Raw genomic sequence first — 23,634 nt, forward strand, 5'->3', positions numbered from 1 at the left:
AGCTTTGCGGTTAGCAGGTTTCAGTGTTTCTTTGAGGGATTGTTTTTCAATTACTCCAACCTCAAAGTTTATGAACTTTTTTTACTTTTTGTTGCTGTCTTGCTTAGCTGTACACGGGGCATCAGGGCAATCCCTGCCCATTGAGCTACAAACACCCGAAATTGTTGCTGTAAACCGAATGCCCATGCGTGCCGCGGCATTTGCTTATGAAAATAAAGTACTGGCAGAAAAGCGGGTAAAAGAACAATCCGCCTTTTTCTTATCATTAAATGGTAGCTGGAAGTTCAATTGGGTGCAGAACCCCAATGATCGTCCTAAAGATTTTTATGCAACCAATTTTGATGACAGCCAGTGGAAAAGCTTTACAGTTCCCGCTAACTGGGAGTTAAACGGGTACGGCTTACCCATTTATGTAAATCACCCCTATGAGTTTGCGGGGCGCAGGCTCACAGGTGCCAAAATGAATCCACCTTTTGATATTCCGGCTGATAATAACCCGGTTGGTTCTTATCGTAAGAAAATAACCATTCCGGCCTACTGGGATGGTCGCCAGGTATTTATTCACCTGGGAGCTGTGAAATCTGCGTTCTTTATTTGGGTTAACGGACAAAAAGTAGGCTATAGCGAGGATAGTAAGCTTGCTGCTGAGTTTGATATCACAAAGTATGTCAAAGCAGGTGATAATATTATAGCATTAGAAGTGTATCGCTGGAGCGATGGCAGCTACCTGGAATGCCAGGATATGTGGCGCATTTCGGGTATAGAAAGGGATGTGTATTTATATGCAACGCCTAAGCTGGATATACGCGACTTTAAAGTGCAAAGTGGTCTTGTCAATAATTATAAAGATGGACAACTGAAGGTAGATGTTGAAGTGAACAGCTACAAAACTGATGTAAAAACCTTGCACTCCAGGCCGGATAGTTTCTATGTTGACCTTCAATTGGTAGATGCAAAGGGAAAAGAAGTATTCAGCAGGAATGATGAAAAAGCGCAAACGGTATTAGGGCGCTATAAAACCAAGGTGTCATTTACAGGTGTTATACCTTCGGTGAATGCCTGGTCTGCTGAAATTCCTTACCTGTATACATTATACCTGTCTCTTAAAGATAAAACGGGCACTGTAATCGAAGTAGTACCCGTTCGTGTGGGGTTCAGAACTGTGGAGATCAAAGGCCGCGATTTTTTAGTGAATGGCAAGCGTGTATTTTTTAAGGGAGTTAACCGGCATGAACATAATCCCCAAACAGGCCATACTTTAACCAGGGCCGATATGTTGAAGGATATGGAAATGATGAAGAAGCTGAACGTAAATGCCGTAAGACATTCACATTATCCCCCCGATCCTTACTGGATGGATCTTTGCGACGAATATGGCTTATACGTTATAGATGAAGCCAATATTGAATCGCATGGCCGGTATTACGACCTGGAGTACACTTTTGCCAACGACAAGCAATGGCGTATGCCCCACCTGGAACGAATAACACGCATGTACGAGCGCGACAAAAATTATCCGTCGGTTATCACCTGGTCTTTAGGCAATGAAGCGGGTAACGGAGTAAATATGTATGAGGCTTATGAATGGCTTAGAAAAAACGACAACAGGCCGGTACAGTATGAACGTGCAGAGCGTGATTATAACACGGATGTGATCTGCCCCCAATACCCTTCACCTGATTGGGTAGCAGGATGGGGGAAAGCTAAAGAACAGCGGCCGCTTATTATGAGCGAGTATGCACATATAATGGGCAATAGCCTCGGCAATTTTAAAGAGTATTGGGATGCTATTGAGTCAACCCCCGGCGCGCAGGGCGGATATGTTTGGGAGTGGATCGATCAGTCATTCGATACGGTTAAAAATGGAAAACGTATTATGGCTTACGGTGGTGATTTCCCATTGAACGGCCCGGTGAATGAGGATTTCAGTGATAACAATTTTTGTGTAAAGGGAGTGGTTACTGCTTACCGCGAATTAACACCCATGGCGGTTGAATTAAAAAAAGTGCACCAGTTTATTAAAACAAAATATATCGCCAATAACACTATCAATATCGCCAATACTTATTTCTTCCGGGGCACCAATAACATCCAGTTGTTTTGGGAAGTGCTGGAAGACGGAAAGCCGGTGGAAAAAGGAACGGTAAATAATCTGCATATTCAGCCGGGAGCGAATATGGATATTAAGCTGCCTGTTAAAAGCAAGTTCAAAGAAGGTAAAGAGTATTTTTTGAATGTTTATTACCGGTTAAAAACTGCAGAGCCTTTGCTGGAAAAAGGTTATGAGCTGGCCTGTGAGCAGATGGCGTATGCGGGGAAGCCTGTAGCTGCCAAACCTGTAAATCTTACGGGAGCGATCCGTGAGTCAAAAGCCGGCAATTGGCTCACCTTAACCGGCAGGAATTTTAAGGTGGTATTTGACACGAAGAAAGGCATACTTTCTTCTTATACTATTGGCATTGTACCGGTGCTGGAGAACGGGCCCCAGCCTGGCTTTTACAGGGCCGCAACCGACAATGATATCGGGGCGGGCTTAAATCAATCCCTACGCATCTGGAAGGATGCATATGACAAAAGTGGTGCTGCCAACCTTACAACGGAGCAGATCGGCAACGGTGCTTACAAAATCAGTATTACCAAAAATATTCTGGAAGGGAAAGCGGGTATAAGCGAAATATTTACAGTGTATGGCGATGGTTCCATTCATGTGGCTAATAACTTCACTGTTGATGCTTCCGGTCCGAAAACAATAATGCGTTTGGGTAATAATCTCACCGTGAACAAGCAGTTCAGCAACATACAATGGTATGGCAGAGGGCCCTGGGAAAACTATTGGGATAGGAAATATGCAAGCGAAGTAGGAATATATCGTCAGCAGCTGAATCAGCAATATTTTCCATATGCCCGTCCTCAGGAAAGCGGCAACAAAACAGATGTGCGCTGGTTTACGCTTACCAACGGTAAAGGCAAGGGTATACGTGTTGATTTCGCCGACAGCCTGCTGTCTTTTGCCGCCCTGCCTTATAGTGTCGACGATCTTGATCCTGCACCTGAGAAACATCAGTATCACTCGGAAGAACTAGTGACAAGAGATAAAATTTACGTACATATCGATTTAAAACAATTAGGTGTTCAGGGTATCGACAGCTGGGGCGCCATGCCGTTAAAAAAGTACTGGATTGCCCCGGGATCCTATAGCTATAGCTACTGGATAAGGCCTTTGTAATTACAAAGTAAAGTTTTACAAGTCTTCAGCTCTTTGTTTTTTGCGCAAACGGTTGCGTGAAAGGATACATGCCTGAATCATTACCTTAGTCGTGTCAAAATAATAAAGAACGAAAGTCCATATTGAAAAGCGAATCATCACAAAAAAACAATTTATGAACAGGTTGAAATTTCTTGTCCTGGCTGTTACATCTTTTGCATTAACCACGCAAAGTTTGGAAAGCTATGGACAGGCCTCTAAATCAGGCATTCAAAAAACAAAAACTGACCGTTCCATCAAAATGCCGGTTCCTGTGCGTCCAGCAGAACAAAAGGATATGCTGGCTTATGCAGCGCCTAAAATACCAGTGGTAAGGGTAGGTTTCATAGGCTTAGGTATGCGTGGTCCGGGCGCTGTAGGCCGGTGGACGAAAATTCCTAACACAAAAATAGTAGCATTAGCCGATCTGCGCCCGGAGAGAGTAGAAGCTGCACAGGTTATTCTGGATACCAATAAGGTAGCACGCGCGGCGGGCTACTCGGGCTCAGAGGATGCCTGGAAAAAACTATGTGAGCGGGATGATATCGATCTGGTTTATATCGCTACAGACTGGAAGCATCATGTTCCAATGGCCTTGTATGCGATGCAAAAAGGTAAGCATGTGGCTATCGAAGTGCCGGCTGCCATGAATATGAAAGATATCTGGGCTCTGATCAATACTTCCGAGAAGACCCGCAAGCATTGTATGATGCTTGAAAACTGCGTATATGATTTCTTTGAGCTCACCACTTTAAACATGGCGCAAAAAGGCCTGTTTGGTGAAGTGATTCATGGTGAAGGCGCTTACATTCACGATTTGTCTCCATTTTGGAAAGAGTATTGGAATAACTGGCGTTTAGATTATAATAAAGATTACAGGGGAGATATTTACCCCACACATGGTATTGGTCCCGTTTGCCAGGCATTGAATATCCACCGTGGCGATAAAATGAACTTCCTTGTTTCAGTAGATACTAAATCATTTAATGGCCGGGAGCATTGGAAAAATGAGAAAGGATCTTATCCTGACCAATTTAAAAACGGCGATCATACGGTTACACTAATAGGTACCGAAAAAGGAAAGTCTATTGAAATACAGCATAATGTGATGACGCCCCGCCCTTACTCGCGCATGTACCAGTTAACAGGTACCAAAGGATTTGCCAATAAATATCCTTCGGAGGGGTATGCTTTGGAGGGGGATCAATTGTCTGCCGATGTAGCGCCCGATCATGAAAAATTAAATGCGCATAGTTATGTAACCAAAGAAGTAAAGGAAGCATTGATGAAAAAGTACAAACATCCGATTCATCAGGAATTGGAGGAGACCGCCAAAAAAGTTGGCGGACATGGAGGGATGGATTTTATTATGGATTATCGTTTGGCTTATTGTTTGCAAAACGGCCTTCCTTTAGATATGGATGTATATGACCTGGCTGAATGGTGTTGTTTGGCCGAATTGTCTGCCATTTCATTAGATAACGGAAGTGCTCCTGTACAAATACCGGACTTTACGCGTGGTGGCTGGAACAAAATACAGGGATATAAACATGCTTGGGTTAAGTAAATACGATCCACTTAACTTAATCTTTCTCTTCGTGCAATCAGTTAGAAATAGAAATGCCTCCGGTAATGGAGGCATTTTCTTGTATGTATTACGAACGGAGTGACCGATAATGAGTCTTGACTGTAAGGATTACTTCAATGTAATGTCTCCAAAGCTGCTGCTGATGGTAACCGAAGCTTTACCTGAGCCCTGCGTACCTGAATAGGTTTTGTCAAATGTAGGTCCGTATTTGTTTACTTTCGTCTTGTTTACAACCTCCACTTTACTATTGTTTTTCAGGTTTCCAAAGCTGGTTTTAATATTAAGTGTTGTATTTAGTTTGGATGATACGTTGATAGATACGTCAGAGTAGGAAACTTTCATGTCCAGCTTCTCCAGGTTGTCGTTCAGTCCAACTTTAGTTCCTTTGCAGAAGTCGATAGTGCTGGATATAATTCCTGAAAGGTTATCGATTTTCATATCCGAATACGAAATCCTGATGCGGCCGTCGTTAATGGCGCTGGATATCAGTGAGCCAAATTCTACGTTCACATCTTTGGCCTTTTGAAGCTTTCCCGTTGTTATGGGCCCGAAGGATTGTTTGATGTTGACTTCGCCCTCCCAATCGGGTATACTACTGCTCCCGAATTCGTTTTTAATATCCAGGGGATTACTGGCGGGCATATACACGATGTAATTAATTTCCATTTTCGATTTTTGCCCTTTGGTACTGGTATTTCCCTGAAACTTGGTATTAAAAGTAACCGGGTTGCCATCGCGGCTCTCTATGGTGATGTTATCAAGAATTCCCTGGGCTATGCGTTCATTTTCGGAGAATGCAATGATCGTTACATCTACCTTAACTTCATTTCTATCCCAGGCCTTTACTTCAACCTTTCCAAACTTGTTGGCTATTTTAACTCTTTGGTTGTTAGACAAAGAATAGCTCTTGCTATAAGTTTTCCTTTTTTCGTTGAAGCTGTCCGCGCGTGCAGCGGAGGTTGTCAGTGCAATCAGCAGAAACAACAGGCTACAGATTTTTATAGTCCTTCTCATCGTTCAATTTCTTTTTTTTGTGTACTTGTTTTAAAATCCCGAGTTGTTTATTGAGCAGATCTGCTTGCATCTTTAAGTTGCCAATCATGGCTTCCAGTAATTTTTCGCTGTTCACTCCCTTCGATAACTGCGCTTTTAACGCATCGTACGAAGTTTCCAGCATTTCGGCGTCTTTGGAGAATTCTTTGTAAAGTTCAGGCTCCGTCTTCTTCAGTTCCTTCATCTGTCCCTGCTTTATTTCAATCAGCTTTACGTAGTGATATAATTCCTCTTCCTCCATACTTCTTTGAGGGCCCCCGCTTTTTTCCTTTTTGGGATCATTCCCCGCCAGTTGACCACCCTGAGGACTATCATTTTCTATCACGGGTTGGTCTTCAACAATATCTTTTGGACTTTTATTAACCATAACCGGAGTACTATCATTTTCATTCCCGGTTTTCGCTACTATATCAGGCGACTGCCCTACGTTACGGTTCAGGTTATAAAAAACCACAGCCGTTGTTACTAATAAGGCTACAACCGCAGCTGCCTTCATCCAGCTTTTTAAAACGAACACCCTGCCCTTGGCCGGCACATCCTTTACTATATCCAGCCTGCCTTCTATGCGCTGCCATAAAGCGTCGGACGGGGTATATTCATCAAACGCGTCTTTATTATTCCTGATATAATCTTCCAGTTTCTTACTCATGCTATTGCGTTTACTGTATCGATTACCTTTTTTCTTGCACGGTGGTAAATCGTTCTTACATTATTATGAGATATATTGAGAAGCGCGGCAATTTCTTCCTGTTTCAGGCCGTCAATAACAAATAAGTTAAAGATCACGCGGTAATTTTCGGGGAGCTTTGCAATAGCTCTTCTGATTCTGTCAATATCTGCTGAAAAATCATCTTCATCGAGCTCTGCATCATCACCGGCATTGATATTGCCTATCTCCGTGTCCACCCATTGAATCTTCTTTTTGCGCAGCAGGCTAATAGATTTATTAATAACAATCCTGCGTAGCCATGCCTCAAACGAGCTTTTATAAGTGAACTTATCCAGGCTGTTAAAAGCATCTATAAAAGCTTCCTGTACCGTATCTTCTGCATCTGCCAGGTTATTCAACACCCGCATGCTACTATTCAGCATAGCCTTCACGTACCGGTGATACACGTCATAAAAGGCCTGTTTATTGCCCTCGCGGCAAAGTTCTACCTGTTCGTCTAATGCTATTTCTACCGTGAGGTTCAAGTTAGTATCTGCGTCTTTTATATAATAATAGCAAAAAAGAGAAGAATGTTACACTTTGTCAAAAAAAAATAATTGACATGAAAATATGTTTATAAATATCTGAAAATCAATTTAAATTGAGTTGCAGGTGAGCAGTAATACCGGTATTGGCTTGAATTTCTGACACGTTTCCTTTTAAAAGCACCATAGCAGGTTTATTAAACCGGTAATGTGAAATAAAAGGTAGAACCCTTTCCTAATTCGCTTTCTACCCAAATGGCGCCATTGTGCCGGGTGATAATTTCAGCACTTAAATAAAGACCTATTCCAAAACCCGATGTAAAATGCATCTGTGTGTTTTCGGCCCTGTAGTACCGGTCAAACACTTTCAGTTGATCTGCTTCTGTCAGGCCCATGCCCTGGTCGCTTACACTCACCTGAACTTTTCTGCTTTTTAATACATAGCCGACCTGTATTTCGCTACCCCTGGGTGAATATTTAACTGCATTGCTGAGCAGGTTGCTGATCACCGAAGTGATCTTGTCATGATCGGCATTGATGATCATTTTTTCATGATTCATCAGGCTGATCCGATGGGCAGGCGCTGTTAATTCTGTCTCTTTAACAACATCAGCTATAATCATGCTCAGATCAAAACTACTCTTTTCAATTATTAACCTGGCCGATTCCAGCCTGGACAGGTTCAGAAATCCGTTGATCATTGCCGCCATACGTTTTACCTGCACATTGGCTTTATGCATGGCCGTGGCCATAAAAGGATCTTCGCTGTTCTTTAATTTGGCGTGAGCCACCTGAATAATGGCTGTAAGCGAAGTAAGCGGTGTTTTTAACTCGTGGCTTGCCATACCAATAAAATCATTCTTTCGCTGTTCATCGGCCTTCTGCTCGGTTACGTCCATAATAACACCAGTGAATGCAGAAAATGTTCCTGAGGGGTCGGGGGCCAGGTTGCCAATTGCCCGCAGCCAGCGCATCCGCTGGTCGTTCAGGCCAATTACAGGATAGATTACATCGAAATCTTCACCATGATTGATAGCATTTTCTAACTTGGCAGCTACCAGCTCGCGGTATTCATCGGTAACCTGGGCCAATGCCTGCTCTACGCTCAGCGGTTCATCCGAGTTGTAACCAAACAGTTCCTTTAACCGGGCATCTGCGATCATTTCACGGGTAACCGAATGCACATACCAGGTGCCGATATTGGCTGCTTCTATAGCCAGCCTCAACGCGATCTGGTTTTCCTCAATCTTCATTTGCGCGGCTGCTAACCGGTTATTAACAAGAGCCAGTTCTTCATTAATAGTAATTAATTCTTCATTGGATGCCGCCTGTTCTTCGTTTGTAGCCGCCAGCTCTTCATTGATTTCTTGTAACTCGTCCCTGCTTTTAGCCAGGGCTTGTTCCATTTGTTTACGTTCGGTAACATCCCGGGTAGTACCGGCTACGGCTTCTACTTCGCCGGCCTCGTTGAGTACCGGTATCAGTATATAATCATACATGCGCCGGCCCAATACTGCGTGCGGAAACGATACTTCCCCCCGGACCGGTTGTTTGGTGGCACGCACCTGGTCAATTTCACGCTCGTGCATCAGGGCATGCCATTCTTCGTAGCCATTTTCTCTTAAACCCTTACCTATGGCGGTATCCCAGGTTTTGCCCCACATGGTAAGCAGGGCACTATTGGCATAGGTAAATCGGTAGTCCAGGTCCCATACATACATCAGATCGGGTGTGGCTGAAGTAATGGTCTCGTATACTCTTTTCTGTTGATCGGCCTTTTCGCGGGCGTCCCGCAATTGCTGCTGAATCAGCATCATGCTGGTTACCTCAATTACAAAAACCAAAATGCCGTCGGGGTAACCATTTTCATCCTGCCGGGCCCTGTAAATAAAATTAAAGTAACGGTCTTCTATAGGTCCATCGGGTGTACGTGCCAGGGGTACCAGCAACTCACTAGCTTCAAATGGCTTACCGGTTGTGAAAACCTCCTGTAAAATGCCAATAATGGGGGTGTCTTTAATTTCCGGCAGCGCCTCTAAAAGGGGTTTGCCCAACAGTTCCCTACCGGGAAATAACTGTTGATAAAGAGGATTTACCAGTTCGTAAATGAAGCTTTCTCCCTGCAGAATGCAGATGCCTGCAGGCGCCTGCATTAAAAATTCCTGTAACCGGTCTCTTTCCCTTTGTACGGCTAGTTTTGCCGTGAGTACTTTTTCCCGCTGACGAACCTGGCTGGTATTTTCTAAAACCCATACCGCAACCTTACTCACCTGCCCGGTTGACGTAATTACCGGTGCATAAACAAATGTGACAAAAACCGGTTCGGGCCGGCCCTGGCGCAACAGCATCATAGATACTTCATCAGCGTGATAAGCGATGCCGGTCTGTACCACCTTGTCGAGAATGGGTTGGTACGGATCCCTGAATTCAGGAAAAGCATCCCAGTACCTATGCCCGATGATCTGCTCCCGGGGTTTGCCCGCTACTTCGAGGTATTTGTCGTTAAGCAATTCTGCTACCAGGGTTTCCGCATCAAGGATGCAGATGCCGATAGGGGCATTTTGTACCAGGGTGAGCAAATCGGCTTCTTTAATTAACTGCATAAGGCCCGAAAAGATAATTAAATTTTTAAATTTTATTAGATAGTGATATGGGTTCTATAAAAGCATAGCAATACTTATGCTAAAAAACGGCAGCGTTTTTGTCTTCCATTTTTAAAAATATTATGGAAACAATAAACGCAGGGGGAGTGAATACGATCGAAGAATCGGTAACGCCCATTACCGTTGTTATTAACGAGGCGGTTGAAAAAGGGTTTGACCTTATCTTTCGCCTGAAAGAAGATGGTAGTCTTTGGGATCAAAATGGTATTTATTACGATCCTGAACAAATGACCATTGCCTACAGCCGTGTGGTTAATGAGGCCAGGGAAGATACTCCGGGTATACGGTTAACTACCATTTACCTGCTTCGTAACGAGGAGGGGGATAAGGGAATTTTGGTAGATGCCGATGGTATTTACGGAGATAGAAGAATAGACAGTTTTATCCGTAATATAAGCCGGTTACAGCAACCCGTTTCAGCCCGGCAACAAAAGTCATGGCCCGCAAAAAGGCTGGTATGGGCAGCGGCCGGTTTGTTGCTGATAACAAGCGCCCTTTCATTTAAGCTCATCAGTCGCGGGAAATAGCCACCCGGGGCTCATCGCTCAAGCTGCCCGGCGGTTCTATACATTATGATTATTGTTGTGTTATCTGGATATCGGAGACCCGACGGGATCCCTGGTTAATGCTTTATAAGCTAACCTGAATTTATAGGCCGTCTGCATACCCCGGATTATTGCAACTAAAATTTTCAGGAACTTTCATTTTAATAAACTTCCCGGTGGCTGCATTGATCTCCCAAATCTGATGCACATTTTTCAGCACGGGCTCATTGTTGTCTTCGTATGCTATTAAATAACTTCTTTCCTCCCCGTCCTGCGGCAATTGCAGCATAACGGTCGAATAGCATTTTTTAGGATAATTGCTGGTGAGGTTCAATTCATCTTTAATCTCAAAATGAGCTTTCCCCTGCGCATCATGATTGATCAATTTCTCCAGCACTATTTTATTTTTACCCTTTTGACATTGTTTAATCGTTGAGGTATAAGCGGCAACTGCATATTTTTCTTTTTTATCGCCAGTGACTATCATGCCACCCATGCAGGTGTGGAGATGGTAAGCGGCGATTTCTGTCGTGGTCTTCCCGATAAAACTGCTGTCCAGGTAATCGTTACCAACTAAAGGTACCGCTTCTTCATTTTTGTTTTCAGGAGCCGCAACCGGCGGTTCGGTTGCCGATACAACAGCTGCTTTATTTGGGGTTTTTTGTAAAGTGGTGTTTTCCTTTTGATCCCGCAACTAAAAAGGGTTAATAAAAAGGGTATGAGTATCGTTCTGATTTGTTTCATTGGATATAGGGTTCTTAATCCCGTGCTTGGGTTAGTTAATAGGAACGAAGGTATTTAAAATCGATAATGTTTATTGATGTTAAAGCGTTGTGCTGACGGAAACTGCCGGCGCTATTACCTTAAATGATGAAGATAATACCAGTACCCAAAAAAATCAGGAATAAACTAAGGAGAGTGTCTGGGGCTACTGTACCCTTAATTGTTGACCAGTAATACAGGAGCGCTATCCTATTTTATGTTGTGTTCTATATTGCCCGGGTGTAAGATTGGTGATCCTTTTAAAGATCTTGATAAAATACGATAGATTGTCGAAGCCGGTTTGCCGGGCAATAGCCTCCAGGGGCATATCATCCGTAATGATCAGGTATTGCGCTCTTTCGATCCGTTTTTCCTGGATAAAGGGTATTGGTCGCTCGCCCATATATTCCTTAAATAACCGGGAGAAATAATCAGGGTGGAGGTTAACCCTTCCGGCCAGGAGCTGTAAGCCTAGCGGGTTTTGCAGGTGTAGCTGAATATAGCTTACAGTATCCATAATAACAGAAGGTAAGGGGAGTGGGTTCTTTTGAGGGTTAGATGCCTCCAGGAACCGGGCAACCAGTTGCAAAAGAATGCCCTGTGTTTCGAGATAGCGGTTCGGCAGTTGGTGATTATTTAGCTGCTGGTACTCCCGGTAATACAGGCTTTTTTCATATACCCTCGGATTATCTGACCGGTTAATGCCCCGTCCGGGGTTGATCTCCAAAAGTCTTTGAATATTTAAAATATCCACGGGTTCTGCCTTGCGTTGTATAACGGCCCTTTTGCCCGAAAAAAGCGAGATGCCATCGGCCGAATCTTCAAAAAACTGGATAAAGTACTGGCTCAGCTGATCCTTGCACTCCAGGTTACAAAGTGTATAGCTGGGGATCATATACAAATGTCCCGGTAGCAGTTCAACTGCACCATGATGGGTCTGGATCAACCCTACGCCCTCATCTATATAATAGATACGGTAATATGGGCTGATCACATTTTTATAATTCCATTGAGTATTTAACCGAACATGATCAACATGCAGCAGCGAAAAACTATATTTTAAAACTTTTTTGATCATGGCTTTACCAGGCATTGAAATTAGCTATTAGAATTTATTTTCAAACCCCGCATGTCGGATTTGTTGTATAAAAGGTCTGTTTTATAGGATTAGAAACCTTAACTGTTACTGTATTTTTGTTATAACGGTTCATAACTAATAAGACCTAACGATTATTTATATGAAAAGAAGAGACCTTATAAAAGGATTGGCCATGGCCAGCCCGGCCCTGTTACTGGCCGACCCTGTAAAAGCCGGTTCCCTGCTGAACTTTAATGAGAAAATAGCCAAAGGGCCATTTCAGCCGGGCTGGGATTCATTGTCCGCTTATAAAGTGCCTGCCTGGTTTCAAAATGCCAAATTTGGCATCTGGGCCCATTGGGGTCCACAGTGTGAACCAGAGTCGGGTGACTGGTATGCGCGGGGAATGTACGTGGAAGGCAGCGCCCGGTATAACACACATCTGAAAAAATACGGGCATCCTTCTCAATTCGGGTTTAAGGATATTATCAATATCTGGAAGGCAGACCAGTGGGATCCTGAAGAACTGCTTGCTTTATATAAAAAGGCCGGTGCTCAATATTTTATGGCCCTGGCCAATCATCACGATAATTTCGACCTCTACAAAAGCCGGTATCAGCCTAACTGGAATTCCACCCGGCTAGGGCCTAAAAAAGATCTGATTGCAGGCTGGGAAAAAGCTGCCCGCAGGCAGGGATTGTATTTTGGGGTAAGCGTGCATGCCGCCCATGCATGGAGTTGGTACGAGCCGTCTCAGCAGGCTGATAAAGCCGGGCCTTACGCAGGTGTCCCGTATGATGGTACATTAACCCAAAAAGATGGCAAAGGCAAATGGTGGGAGGGGCTCGATCCGCAGGAGCTTTATGCGCAGCAGCACCCTTTAAGCGCCAACAGCGATGACGAGCGTACGATACACCAGCAATGGAACTGGGGCAACGGCGTTACACCACCCTCTAAAAAATATTGTGATCAATTTTTTAATCGCACCATTGACCTTATTAATAGCTACGATCCCGATCTTGTTTACTTCGACGATACCGCACTGCCGCTGTGGCCCGCCAGCGACGTGGGGTTAAAGATAGCTGCCCATTTTTACAATAAGAGCATACAAAAAAATGGTACTGTTGAAGCTGTGATCTTTGGTAAAATACTCGATGAGCTGCAGCGAAAATGCCTGGTATGGGATATAGAAAGAGGGCAGAGTAATGCCATTGAGGGGCTGCCCTGGCAAACCTGTACCTGTATCGGTAGCTGGCATTATAACCGGGACATGTACGAGAAGAAGAAGTATAAAACTGCAAAAACAGTCATCCATACCCTCGCCGATGTGGTTAGTAAAAACGGCAATTTATTACTAAGCGTGCCGGTAAGAGGCAATGGCTCCATCGACGATATAGAGCGGGGCGTGGTGGAAGAAATTGGGCAATGGATGAGTATGTATGGCGAAGCTATTTATGATACCCGGCCCTGGCGGATCTATGGGGAAGGTCCTGCTATGCAGGAGGCTATACCCCTTTCGGGGCAAGGATTTAACGAGGGTAAGGGCAAGCCTTTTACTGCTGCCGATATTCGTTTTACCGCAAAAGGCGACGACTTGTATGCCATTGTAATGGGATGGCCGGAGACCAATAACCTAAGCATCAAAAGCCTGAAAAAGGGAAGTGAATATTTAAAGAAAGAACTATCCCAAATAACGCTGGTGGGCAGCAGGGGAGCGGCATTGAAATTTTCCGTTGATGAGGAGGGCTTACAGGTGCAGTTACCAGGTGAAGCCCCTGCGCTGCCTTATGCATTTGTGTTGAAGGTAGTGTGATAGCTTTCTGAAAGTAACTGTAACTATCAGACACCTGGCTGGTAGTTGTGCCGCGTTATCAATAAAATTATAAGACGCTGCGGCCTGCTGATTGTTGTTTCCAGGTGATTTTTTTGTATATTAGAGTAATGGGGTCTTCGTTGTTTTATCATGCAGATAGCTTTAGCTGCCTTCGGTCAAATCATTCAACCGTTTGAAGCATAACCTTCTAATGGCCATAAATGATTACTTTATAGGTATGAAAGGTAGTGCTGGCTACCTGCTCATGGGCCACCTGGCAAAATAAAGGGTAATATATATTCACAACAACTCACTGACTTTTCCAGGAAACTCAGGCATTTGCAGGTCAGGTACCTTACAATTATAAAAAGATAGACCCCTGTGGAAACAGGGGTCGCAACCAAAACTAACTGCTTATGAGAAAATCTTTATTTAAACTAAATATTGTAAAAATTTATTTCTAACCAATGTTCAAGAACTATGCCATTTGTTAAAAAGGGTATCTTTTTTTCTTAAAGTGCGGGAAGTTGGCATTGTTTTAACATCTCTTGCATTTACCCATCGCTATAAATAGTAATCCGCTAATAGTTAATAAAGCTGCTGCCGCCCAATATCGTTTACGATCTCTCTGGCTTATTTGCATTCGCTGTTTTTGCTTGTGAATGTCGGTTACCTGCCTGATAAATTCGGAGGCATTGGCATCGTCATAAGCGCCATAGGCATCGATGAGAGTGCCTCTGTTACCATCTGCTGTACTGATCAGATACAGTATAGCACTATCTGCAGGATCGCTTTCTCCTTCAAACCGGTAAAAGTCATCTATACTTACTTCTAAAGGGTCATAGTACTGGTCTTTGCTGTCCCACAGCATACCATTAGGTTTTACATTGAAGTTGGCGGCATAACCTTTTTTTACCGCTTTATTGACCAGGTCGGACAATGTGGCCATTTTTTCGGACGAAGTATCTTCCTGCAGGTTACTTGTTTTTGTAGTCATAACGATGATTTTTTCGAGTCCTTTTTAATTGGTTATTGCGAAGTCAAAAATGCTGCCGTTTTAACATTGGCACATTAATTAAAACTTAAACTTATCCACCACCTGTTTCCGAGTGGGGCGCATCGACGGGTTTGGACTCCGGCGAACCTTTCTGGCGGAGCCAGATGGATAAAATAACTATGGAGGCAACGCTTAAAAATTCGCTTTGCCAGTTCTGAAAAGATTCAAACCAAAAGCCGCTGTCCCCGATATACTTAGCCCACGATGCGGGGGGCAGACCCTCTTCCAGCTGTTCTTCATTATGATTTTTCAAGCTACCATAAAAATGGAGCGCAAAGGATGCTAGGAATAAAACGGTAAATGAGATGCTTAATGAGCGGCTATACAGCCATAGCCACACGCCCCCTTTTTTTACGGGTGACGGAGCCCCTGGTTTCGCTTTTGGTTCGCGGTCTACTTCTTCTTCTTTATCGGGGTCTTTTGATTCGGACGAGCCTACCTGGAATAATTTTACGGTAAGCAGCACGTATAAGGCCATTTGTAAAAACTCGCTTTCCCAGTTTTCAAAGGTAGCCTGTATAAAATGACCGCTCTGTAAATAAGCCCAGGCGTTCAGTTGTGGTTCATCATTTAAGATCAGTTCATTGTTTTTGTCTGACCAGCCGGTTAAAAATTGCCCGGCCAGCGAAAACAGCATCAGCAAGAGTAAGGCGATGCTTAACCCGTTTCTTTTTAAAAAGGACTGTTTTGATGCCATATTTTAATGTTTCGTATTGGACAAAATAGTGGCCAGCCTTTGAATGGTGGTTTCGGCAAACTCCCATTGCGCAGCGGGGCCTTTAGTTTCAGGTACCAGTTTTTCATTCACCAGTAATTCGCCATTCCGGGTGATACTTACATAAGCGAATACCTCGTTAATACCTTCTTCCGGAACCGGGGTGGCAAAGCCGGTGATGCCGATACCGATCTGTGACCGGAAAAGGGTACAGGCGGACCGGGCGAGCTGTGTGCTGAGCTCGCTGCTTACTCCTTTTACTTTTTCCGCATATACGGGATCGGCATTTAAGTGGATGGCTTTCTGCGCAGAATTATAAACAGTAATGCCACCCTGGTAGATTTGCTGAGCCTCCTGTGCTGTGCTCAACATAAACTGTATAACACCCGAGGTGACACTTTCTGCCGCTGCTATGGTTTCTCCATTCTGAATACAGAAGTTTTTGATGAGTTCCAGTTGATCGCTGAGTTGTTTCGAAATAAGGTCGCTGTTCATAAAAAAGGGAAGACAATTTTAATACCAATTGGACTATGTTAAAGAAATGATGCAAATTTTTAAAGATGTCGGGCATAGATTTTGGCGGTATAACTGCAGTAATGTTGTCCGTAAACAATCATTAATTGAGCCAATGCCATCGTCCGTTATTGCCGGTTATAGTTATAATAAAGAAGAACAGGTACTACGCATCGTGTTTGTATCCGGGATGGTATACCTGTATAAAGGAGTACCGGCGTCTATATTCGAATCCTTCAAACGTTCGGGGAGTAAAGGCATTTATTTTAACCGGTTTATAAAGAATCAATATTCTTTCGAACGTGTTAATGATTAACATAAGGCTCACTATTGCGAATGGATATTATTACCGGAACAGCTGACTGCGGGAGATCTTAAGCGTACTCCAGCATGCAATGAATACCAGTTCAGCAAAGGCATCCAGCAGGTATACCCATTTTATCACACCTTGCAGGTAGTACCAGATGTCTATTACTGCCAATCCTAAGGCCGCTGATACTGCAATTAAACGGATCAGCCTGTAATCTGTATTATAGCAGGCGCCGTAAAGCAGGGCGAGCGCTACACACAGTATGAGAACACTTACTGTTTTTACCAGCCATAGGTCCTGCTTGGGGCCGGTAACCAGCATAAAGCTGTTAATGTGTACCAGCGACCAGATAGCGGTAAGCATATAATAAATAGCCTGTGCCCACAACAGATATAACATAAAGCGACTTCTTTTCATTTATTGAATGTTCGTTTGTTAACAGGAATACAATTAGCGTTCCGGATCGGCAGAACAGGATCGGTTGTAATGGTATGTGGCAAAGAATTTGGTTAGTACCTTTTTTAACCTTCTAAATATACTTACATGAAAGCAGCACTGATCAAAGGTCCCCGCAATATATCTTATGACACGGTTGATGATCCCACGATACAGGACGGCCGGGATATTATTTTGAAAGTAACCGCTACGGCAATCTGTGGATCCGACCTGCATTTATATAGCGGCGGTATACCGCAGGTGCGTCCTATGGTAATGGGCCATGAATTTATGGGCATCGTAGAGGAAGTAGGCAAAGGAGTAAATAACCTGAAGCGCGGAGACAGGGTAGTAGTGCCTTTCCCTGTAGCCTGTGGTCACTGCTTTTTTTGCCAGCACGATGTGCCGGGTAATTGTGAAAACAGTAATCCCGAACATTATGGTCCCGAAGGAGGGTTGGTGACAGAAAAGGGCGGCGGACTGTTTGGCTACAGTGATTTGTATGGCGGATATGACGGAGGTCAGGCCCAGTACGTACGGGTACCTTATGCGGATTATGGTCCACGAATTGTACCGGAAAATCTCACTGATGAACAGGTATTGTTTCTGACCGATATCTTTCCTACCGGTTATACCGGTGTGGATTGGGGTGAGTTAAAACCCGGTCAAACAGTAGCGATCTTTGGCGCCGGCCCGGTAGGCATCATGGCGGCTAAGAGCGCTATACTGCGCGATGCCGGTAAGGTAATTATTGTAGATACCTTACAGTACAGGCTCGACAAAGCGGCTCAGCTCACCGGTTGCCATACTATATTATGGGAAGATGGCGCTAAAGACGTAGTAGCAGAGATCCGGGATCTGACTGAAGGCAGGGGCGCGGATGTATGTATTGAGGCGGTAGGTTTTGAGCCTTCGAGAAATATACTGGAGAAGGCAAAAGCTGTTATCAATTTCGAAGCCGGATCAGTTAAAGTGCTGGAAGCCTGCATGAGTGCTGTGAGAAGAAGCGGGTATGTGTCGGTATTGGGTGTATATCCCACCACTTATGATAACTTTCCTATCGGACAGTTTTTCGATAAAGGTATTATTCTAAGAGGCGGACAGGCACCAGCCCATAAATACATTGACATGCTGATGGGGTATGTAGCTGAAGGTAAGGTGAAATTAGACGATATTATCACCCATCGGCTACCGCTTTCCCAGATTGCACATGGCTACGAAATTTTCAATAAAAAAGAAGATGATTGTGTGAAGGTGGTACTAGACCCCTGGAAATAAAAGTCAATCTTTGTGGAATTATTTACTCGCTTACAGTTATTGGTTGTGGAATTATCGAGTCAACTCTGTGTAAGGAGGTAGAATGCGCTACGCTAAGTTTATGAAATAGCCATGGCTTTATTCTTGTTATCTCTTATGCATACTTAAACCCTATTGATACATTTTATTATGGCAAAAACATCTGGTACTACAAAAAAAACAACCCGGTCTGCTTCAGCGGGCCTGTCTGCAGCAGCAGGCCTTACAGATTTGTTGAAGCAGCGGCTTCAAACTATTTATTGGGCTGAATCGGAGCTCGTAAAAACATTACCCCAACTGAAAGAGCAAAGCAACTCACAGGAGTTACAAGCCGCTATAACCGAGCATATTGCTCAAACACAAATGCATGTTACCCGGCTGGAAGAAGTATTTAATGCATTAAACGAAAAGGCAGGTGCAGTTAAGTGCGAAGGGTTACAGGGTATTTTAAAAGAAGGTGCGGTAACCATCAGCCGGGCTGAACAAGGACCGGTGCGTGATGCAGCAATCATCGGCGCCTGCCAGTTGGTAGAGCATTATGAAATAGCTTCCTACGGAACCCTGGCGGCTTACGCGAAAGTGCTGAATGAAAAGCAGGTGCTGGATCTGCTGCTGAAAACATTAACGGAGGAAAAGAAGTCTGATCAGATCTTATCAGGGATAGCAGATACGCATCTCAATGCTTCAGCGGCCGGGCAGGTATAAACTTCGTCATTTTTTTAATCAATAAAAAATCAAACACAGTATACATGGAAGACAATAATAAAAGCTATCATAATGGTAATGATCCCAAAGCCGAACAATTAAAAGCGTATACCAGTAATCACCAGGGTGAATACCTGAATACCAACCAGGGGTTAAAGATCAATGATGATCAAAATTCTTTAAAATCTGGCGAAAGGGGCGCTACCTTGCTTGAAGATTTTATCCTGCGTGAAAAGATCACGCATTTCGATCATGAGCGTATTCCTGAACGAATTGTACATGCAAGAGGGTCAGGGGCACATGGCTTTTTTGAATTGTATGAATCGCTCGAGCCCTATACAAAAGCTAAGTTATTTACTGATACGTCGGCAAAGACTCCGGTATTTGTAAGATTCTCTACTGTAGCCGGTTCCAGGGGCTCAACGGATCTGCCCAGGGATGTGAGGGGTTTTGCTGTTAAGTTTTATACGCAGGAAGGGAATTACGACCTGGTAGGTAACAATATGCCTGTTTTTTTTATACAGGACGCGTTGAAGTTTCCTGACCTGGTACATGCTGTTAAACCCGAACCTCATAACGAAATCCCACAGGCGGCATCAGCACATGATACTTTCTGGGATTTTATAGGACAAATGCCTGAAAGTATGCACATGATACAATGGTTGATGAGCGACAGGGCTATTCCGCGCAGTCTCAGGATGATGGAAGGTTTTGGCGTACATACCTTCCGTTTTATTAATGCTGAAAATAAGGCCAGCTTTGTAAAGTTTCATTGGAAACCCCTGCTGGGCGTACATTCTGTGGCATGGGACGAAGCACAACGTATTTCCGGTAAGAACAGCGATTTCCATAAGCAGGATCTTTGGGATGCTATTGATCAGGGACAGTATCCCGAGTGGGAGCTGGGTGTGCAGATAGTAACCGAAGAAGAGGAGCATAATTTTCCTTTTGACTTGCTGGATCCTACCAAGATCATTCCTGAAGAAATGGTACCGGTACGCAGGATCGGTAAAATGACCCTGAACCGCAACCCCGATAATTTCTTTGCAGAAACAGAGCAGATCGCTTTTCATCCGGGGCATATTATACCTGGTATCGATTTTACCAACGATCCTTTATTGCAGGGAAGATTGTTCTCCTATACTGATACACAGTTATCGCGTTTAGGAGGGCCTAATTTTCATGAAATACCTATTAACCGTTCTATTCCTGAAGTGCACAATCACCAGCGCGACGGCATGCACCGGATGCAGATTAATAAAGGAAAGGTGGCGTATAATCCGAACACTTTGGCTGGTGGCTGCCCCTTCCAGGCTAAGATGGCTGAAGGTGGCTTTCATTCTTATGAAGAACGCATTGATGCTAAAAAAGTAAGAGCGCGTAGTCGTAGCTTCTTCGATCATTTCAGCCAGGCTACCTTGTTTTATAACAGCCAGTCGGAGGCGGAGAAGCGCCATATTCAAAATGCTTTTTCTTTTGAGCTGGGAAAGGTAATGGTAGAAGGTATCAGGCAAAGAATTGTAGATATGCTGCTGGAAGTAGATGTGGACCTGGCCCATATCGTAGCCGCTAACCTGGGACTGCTGCCTAAGAAATTGCCGCAACCTGTTACCGGTAGTATCCCTGCGGATGGGGATCCGGAAGCGCATCATTCCTTTAAAGAAGAGTTGCCTGTAGCGGCGTCTGAAGCACTGAGCATGCAGAACACTATCAGGGATATCAGGACCCGCAGGATCGCGTTACTGGCGGCTGACGGGGTTACCGGTGAAGCTTTGGTACAGTTAAAAAGCGCCCTGGTAGAGGCCGGAGCTACCTGTAAGGTAATTGCGCCTAAACAGGGTTTTATCAGCAGCGATGACGGCGAACTGGTAAAGGTAGATGAGAGTTTCCTGATCACTTCGTCTGTTTTGTATGATGCAGTTTTCATAGCTGATCATTCGAATACTACACTGCTGGCGGATTGTAAAGATGCTTTGCATTTTGTGGCCGAAGCTTTCAAACATTGTAAAGCTATCGGGGCTACTGAAACCGGCAATTCCCTGTTACAAATTGCATTGCCCCAGGAGGCGATTCAAAGCGCAGGTGTCATAACCGACGGCAATACCGGGGCATTTATGGAAGCAGTAGCGCAGCATCGCTTTTGGGAGCGGGAAGAAACGCCTGTTGTAGCAGCCTAATGTTTTTATCATTTTAAATAAATCAATATTTTATATGTCGAAGTTAAAACCTAAAGAAGAAGTGAATCCGCCACAGGAACAACCCCGGCCCGGATCAGAAGAGCAGATGAAGCCGGTGCCGGAAACTGATCCGTTAAGTAAAGGCTCCGGCAAACTGCAATCTAAACGGGTGCTGATTACCGGTGGTGATAGTGGTATTGGAAAAGCGGTAGCCAAGCTATTTGCCAGCGAGGGTGCGCATATAGCACTTTGTTACCTGAACGAAGATGAAGATGCTGACCAGGCAAAGGCTGAGATCGAACATTGGGGTGTTAATTGTGTATTGATACCTGCCGATATCAGCAGGGAAGACAGTTGCAGGGAAGTAGTCAGGATTGCAGTAGAAAGCCTGGGCGGACTGGATATACTGGTAAATAACGCTGCCACGCAATGGGAGCAGGAAGATATAGCTAACATCTCCACGGAGCAATTATTAAAAACATTTTCCACCAATTTCTTCTCCTGTTTCTGGGTAAGCAAATATGCGCTTGAGCATCTACAGGAGGGGTCCTGCATCATCAATACAACTTCGGTTACAGCCTACCGGGGAAGTCCCACGTTAATGGACTATGCAGCTACCAAGGGGGCTATAGTTGCGTTTACCCGCAGTCTTGCCGGCAGCCTGGTGAAAAGGGGCATCCGGGTAAACGCAGTGGCGCCGGGTCCTATCTGGACACCCCTGATCGTTTCTTCTTTTGATGCAGAAAAAGTGTCGGAGTTTGGAAGTGATACGCCCATGAAGCGCCCGGGCCAGCCCAACGAGGTAGCGCCCAGTTACCTGTTCCTCGCATCTGAGGATAATAGTTATATGACCGGGCAGGTACTGCATCCAAACGGTGGTGAGATCATCAATGCGTGATAAGGTTGATAACTTGAATCGTTAATTAAAATTGAAGATCATGAATAGGGACGGAGCTTTACAAAGTGCCTGGCAACAGGAAATAAAAAAATTTGATACGCCTCCGGCTATCGCTGATGTATATGACGTGGCCATTATAGGAGCCGGTATTACCGGTATCACCTGTGCCGAAAAGCTGCAGGCGTCGAATCAGAATTGTATTGTGTTGGAGGCAGTCAATATAGGGCATGGTACCACCGGCGGCACTACCGCTCATCTGAATACTTTTTTTGATAGTAGTTATGATAAAGTCATCCGCGACTTTGGTAAGGATAATGCGCGGTTACTGGCGCAGGCCGCTAAGGAGGCTATAGCTACTATAAAAGCGAATGTGCAGAAGTATCAGATCGATTGTGATTTCGAAGAAAAAGAAGCATACCTGTTTGCTACAGATGAAAAACAGGCGAAGGAATTAGACGACCTATTCGAGGGGTCGCTGGAAGCAGGGATTGATATCAGCTGGTCCGACGCGCATACTTTTCCTATTCCTTTTGTAAAGCAGGCTAGGATTGGCGGGCAGGCGCAGTTTCACCCGGTAAAATATATACGAGCCCTGGCAGAGGCTTTTGTGAAAATGGGAGGAACTATCTTCGAAGACGTACGCGTACAGGATATTGAAGAAGCTGAAGATGAAGTATTGGTGCTTAATACTACCAAGGGGGTAATCCGTTGCCGGCATGCTGTTTATGCAACACATACGCCACCCGGCGTTAACCTGCTTCATTTCAGGTTGATACCCTGGCGTAGCTATGTAGTTGCAGTAAGGCTGAAAGAAGGTAACTATCCCGATGCGTTGGGCTACGATCTCCAGGATCCCTATCATTATTACCGTACCCATACCATTAATGGTGAGCAGTTACTAATAGCGGGAGGGAAGGATCATAAAACCGGCCACGAAGAAGATACAGAGCAGTTTTTCAGGGAATTAGAAGATCATGTACAGTTGCATTATGATATCGATTCGGTGGCCTATAGCTGGTCTTCGCAGTATTACGAACCGGTAGACGGGCTTCCTTATATTGGTCATTTACCGGGTGGATTTAAGGAAGTGTATGTGGCGGCAGGTTATAATGGAAACGGTATGATATTCGGTACGCTTGCAGGAACCATTCTTACTTCTTTGATCCATACGGGAGATCATAATTATAAAGAATTGTTTGATCCCTCAAGGGTCAAGCCTGTAGCAGGTTTTAGTAAGTTTGTGGAGCAGGGGGCTGATTTTATATCCAGCTTTATAAAAGATAAATTTTCTACCGAAAAGATCCGGTCCCTGGTTGAGTTAAATAATGACCAGGCCAAAGTGGTGAAATACGACGGCGAAGCTTACGCAATGTATAAAGACAATGGCGGACAATTACATGCCGTAAGCAGCACCTGCACGCATGTTCATTGCAATGTGGTTTGGAACAACGCGGAGAAAACCTGGGACTGCCCCTGTCATGGATCAAGGTTCAATATTAACGGGAAAGTACTGAATGCTCCGGCTGTAAAAGATCTCAGCCGGGTACATCTGGCCGAGCCAGATGAAACAGTTTAAAACCCTACCTGT

General features: G+C 44.4%; 20 protein-coding genes. 10 read left to right on the forward strand and 10 right to left on the reverse strand.

Translation table 11 applies throughout. The features are described from left to right. The first annotated feature begins 70 nt into the window (after window positions 1–70). Window positions 71–3,226 carry a glycoside hydrolase family 2 TIM barrel-domain containing protein gene (locus tag U0035_RS22015; RefSeq protein WP_114791118.1) on the forward strand — a complete coding sequence of 1,052 codons (3,156 nt, stop codon included), beginning with the start codon at window positions 71–73 and terminating at the stop codon, window positions 3,224–3,226. A 154-nt stretch (window positions 3,227–3,380) separates the two neighbouring features. Then, entirely contained in the window at window positions 3,381–4,811 is a 1,431-nt protein-coding gene (locus U0035_RS22020) for a Gfo/Idh/MocA family protein (protein ID WP_114791119.1), read from the forward strand. Window positions 4,812–4,940: 129 nt separating this feature from the next. Here U0035_RS22020 and U0035_RS22025 read toward each other — a convergent pair whose 3' ends face one another. The 4 genes from U0035_RS22025 to U0035_RS22040 form a co-directional block, all read right to left on the reverse strand. Further along, window positions 4,941–5,846: a DUF4097 family beta strand repeat-containing protein gene (locus tag U0035_RS22025; RefSeq protein ID WP_114791120.1), complete on the reverse strand. Its 906-nt coding sequence runs from the start codon at window positions 5,844–5,846 to the stop codon at window positions 4,941–4,943. Then, window positions 5,821–6,534 carry an anti-sigma factor gene (locus U0035_RS22030; RefSeq protein ID WP_114791121.1) on the reverse strand — a complete coding sequence of 238 codons (714 nt, stop codon included), beginning with the start codon at window positions 6,532–6,534 and terminating at the stop codon, window positions 5,821–5,823. The genes U0035_RS22025 and U0035_RS22030 overlap by 26 nt, the downstream gene beginning before the upstream one ends. Beyond that, window positions 6,531–7,079 (reverse strand): RNA polymerase sigma factor, encoded by a 549-nt coding sequence (locus U0035_RS22035; RefSeq protein ID WP_114791122.1) that lies wholly within the window; start codon window positions 7,077–7,079, stop codon window positions 6,531–6,533. Before U0035_RS22035 ends, U0035_RS22030 begins: the two co-directional genes overlap by 4 nt. A gap of 197 nt (window positions 7,080–7,276) precedes the next feature. Beyond that, window positions 7,277–9,682: a PAS domain-containing protein gene (locus U0035_RS22040; protein WP_114791123.1), complete on the reverse strand. Its 2,406-nt coding sequence runs from the start codon at window positions 9,680–9,682 to the stop codon at window positions 7,277–7,279. Between the two features lie 122 nt (window positions 9,683–9,804). Between U0035_RS22040 and U0035_RS22045 the strand changes: the two genes are divergently transcribed. Continuing rightward, a complete protein-coding gene (locus U0035_RS22045; protein WP_114791124.1) occupies window positions 9,805–10,269 on the forward strand; it encodes a hypothetical protein in 465 nt (154 codons plus the stop codon). Window positions 10,270–10,390: 121 nt separating this feature from the next. Here U0035_RS22045 and U0035_RS22050 read toward each other — a convergent pair whose 3' ends face one another. Together U0035_RS22050 and U0035_RS22055 are read right to left on the reverse strand one after the other, a co-directional pair. Further along, window positions 10,391–10,981 carry a hypothetical protein gene (locus U0035_RS22050; RefSeq protein WP_114791125.1) on the reverse strand — a complete coding sequence of 197 codons (591 nt, stop codon included), beginning with the start codon at window positions 10,979–10,981 and terminating at the stop codon, window positions 10,391–10,393. A gap of 273 nt (window positions 10,982–11,254) precedes the next feature. After that, complete coding sequence (locus U0035_RS22055; protein WP_327138712.1) at window positions 11,255–12,142, reverse strand: AraC family transcriptional regulator; 888 nt, start codon at window positions 12,140–12,142, stop codon at window positions 11,255–11,257. A 145-nt stretch (window positions 12,143–12,287) separates the two neighbouring features. Between U0035_RS22055 and U0035_RS22060 the strand changes: the two genes are divergently transcribed. Further along, window positions 12,288–13,940, forward strand: a complete 1,653-nt coding sequence (locus tag U0035_RS22060; RefSeq protein ID WP_114791126.1) for an alpha-L-fucosidase — start codon at window positions 12,288–12,290, stop codon at window positions 13,938–13,940. 538 nt (window positions 13,941–14,478) lie between these two features. On the opposite strand, the gene U0035_RS22065 is transcribed toward U0035_RS22060, so the two are convergent. The 3 genes from U0035_RS22065 to U0035_RS22075 all read right to left on the reverse strand — a co-directional run bounded on the left by U0035_RS22065 (window position 14,479) and on the right by U0035_RS22075 (window position 16,207). Further along, window positions 14,479–14,937 (reverse strand): hypothetical protein, encoded by a 459-nt coding sequence (locus tag U0035_RS22065; protein ID WP_114791127.1) that lies wholly within the window; start codon window positions 14,935–14,937, stop codon window positions 14,479–14,481. A gap of 91 nt (window positions 14,938–15,028) precedes the next feature. Then, complete coding sequence (locus tag U0035_RS22070; RefSeq protein ID WP_114791128.1) at window positions 15,029–15,694, reverse strand: DUF6766 family protein; 666 nt, start codon at window positions 15,692–15,694, stop codon at window positions 15,029–15,031. A gap of 3 nt (window positions 15,695–15,697) precedes the next feature. Next, window positions 15,698–16,207, reverse strand: coding sequence for a CinA family protein (locus tag U0035_RS22075; protein ID WP_114791129.1), 510 nt, complete (start codon window positions 16,205–16,207; stop codon window positions 15,698–15,700). Between the two features lie 133 nt (window positions 16,208–16,340). Here U0035_RS22075 and U0035_RS22080 point away from each other — a divergent pair, with 133 nt between their 5' ends. Beyond that, on the forward strand, window positions 16,341–16,541 hold the full coding sequence (locus U0035_RS22080) for a KTSC domain-containing protein (RefSeq protein WP_114791450.1): 201 nt from the start codon (window positions 16,341–16,343) through the stop codon (window positions 16,539–16,541). A 30-nt stretch (window positions 16,542–16,571) separates the two neighbouring features. On the opposite strand, the gene U0035_RS22085 is transcribed toward U0035_RS22080, so the two are convergent. Continuing rightward, entirely contained in the window at window positions 16,572–16,952 is a 381-nt protein-coding gene (locus tag U0035_RS22085; protein ID WP_162817875.1) for a hypothetical protein, read from the reverse strand. A gap of 126 nt (window positions 16,953–17,078) precedes the next feature. Between U0035_RS22085 and U0035_RS22090 the strand changes: the two genes are divergently transcribed. The 5 genes from U0035_RS22090 (at window position 17,079) to U0035_RS22110 (ending at window position 23,622) form a co-directional block, all read left to right on the forward strand. Beyond that, entirely contained in the window at window positions 17,079–18,248 is a 1,170-nt protein-coding gene (locus U0035_RS22090) for a zinc-dependent alcohol dehydrogenase (protein ID WP_114791131.1), read from the forward strand. 168 nt (window positions 18,249–18,416) lie between these two features. Beyond that, window positions 18,417–18,971 carry a YciE/YciF ferroxidase family protein gene (locus U0035_RS22095; RefSeq protein WP_114791132.1) on the forward strand — a complete coding sequence of 185 codons (555 nt, stop codon included), beginning with the start codon at window positions 18,417–18,419 and terminating at the stop codon, window positions 18,969–18,971. A gap of 44 nt (window positions 18,972–19,015) precedes the next feature. Then, the gene (locus U0035_RS22100) at window positions 19,016–21,148 is read left to right on the forward strand and encodes a catalase (protein ID WP_114791133.1); all 2,133 of its coding nucleotides are present in this window, start codon (window positions 19,016–19,018) and stop codon (window positions 21,146–21,148) included. Window positions 21,149–21,182: 34 nt separating this feature from the next. Next, complete coding sequence (locus tag U0035_RS22105; protein WP_114791134.1) at window positions 21,183–22,046, forward strand: SDR family oxidoreductase; 864 nt, start codon at window positions 21,183–21,185, stop codon at window positions 22,044–22,046. 40 nt (window positions 22,047–22,086) lie between these two features. Further along, the gene (locus U0035_RS22110; protein WP_114791135.1) at window positions 22,087–23,622 is read left to right on the forward strand and encodes an FAD-dependent oxidoreductase; all 1,536 of its coding nucleotides are present in this window, start codon (window positions 22,087–22,089) and stop codon (window positions 23,620–23,622) included. Window positions 23,623–23,634 lie beyond the last annotated feature (12 nt).

Origin of the sequence: Niabella yanshanensis (genome assembly GCF_034424215.1) — a bacterium.
Classification (GTDB): Bacteria; Bacteroidota; Bacteroidia; order Chitinophagales; family Chitinophagaceae; genus Niabella; species Niabella yanshanensis.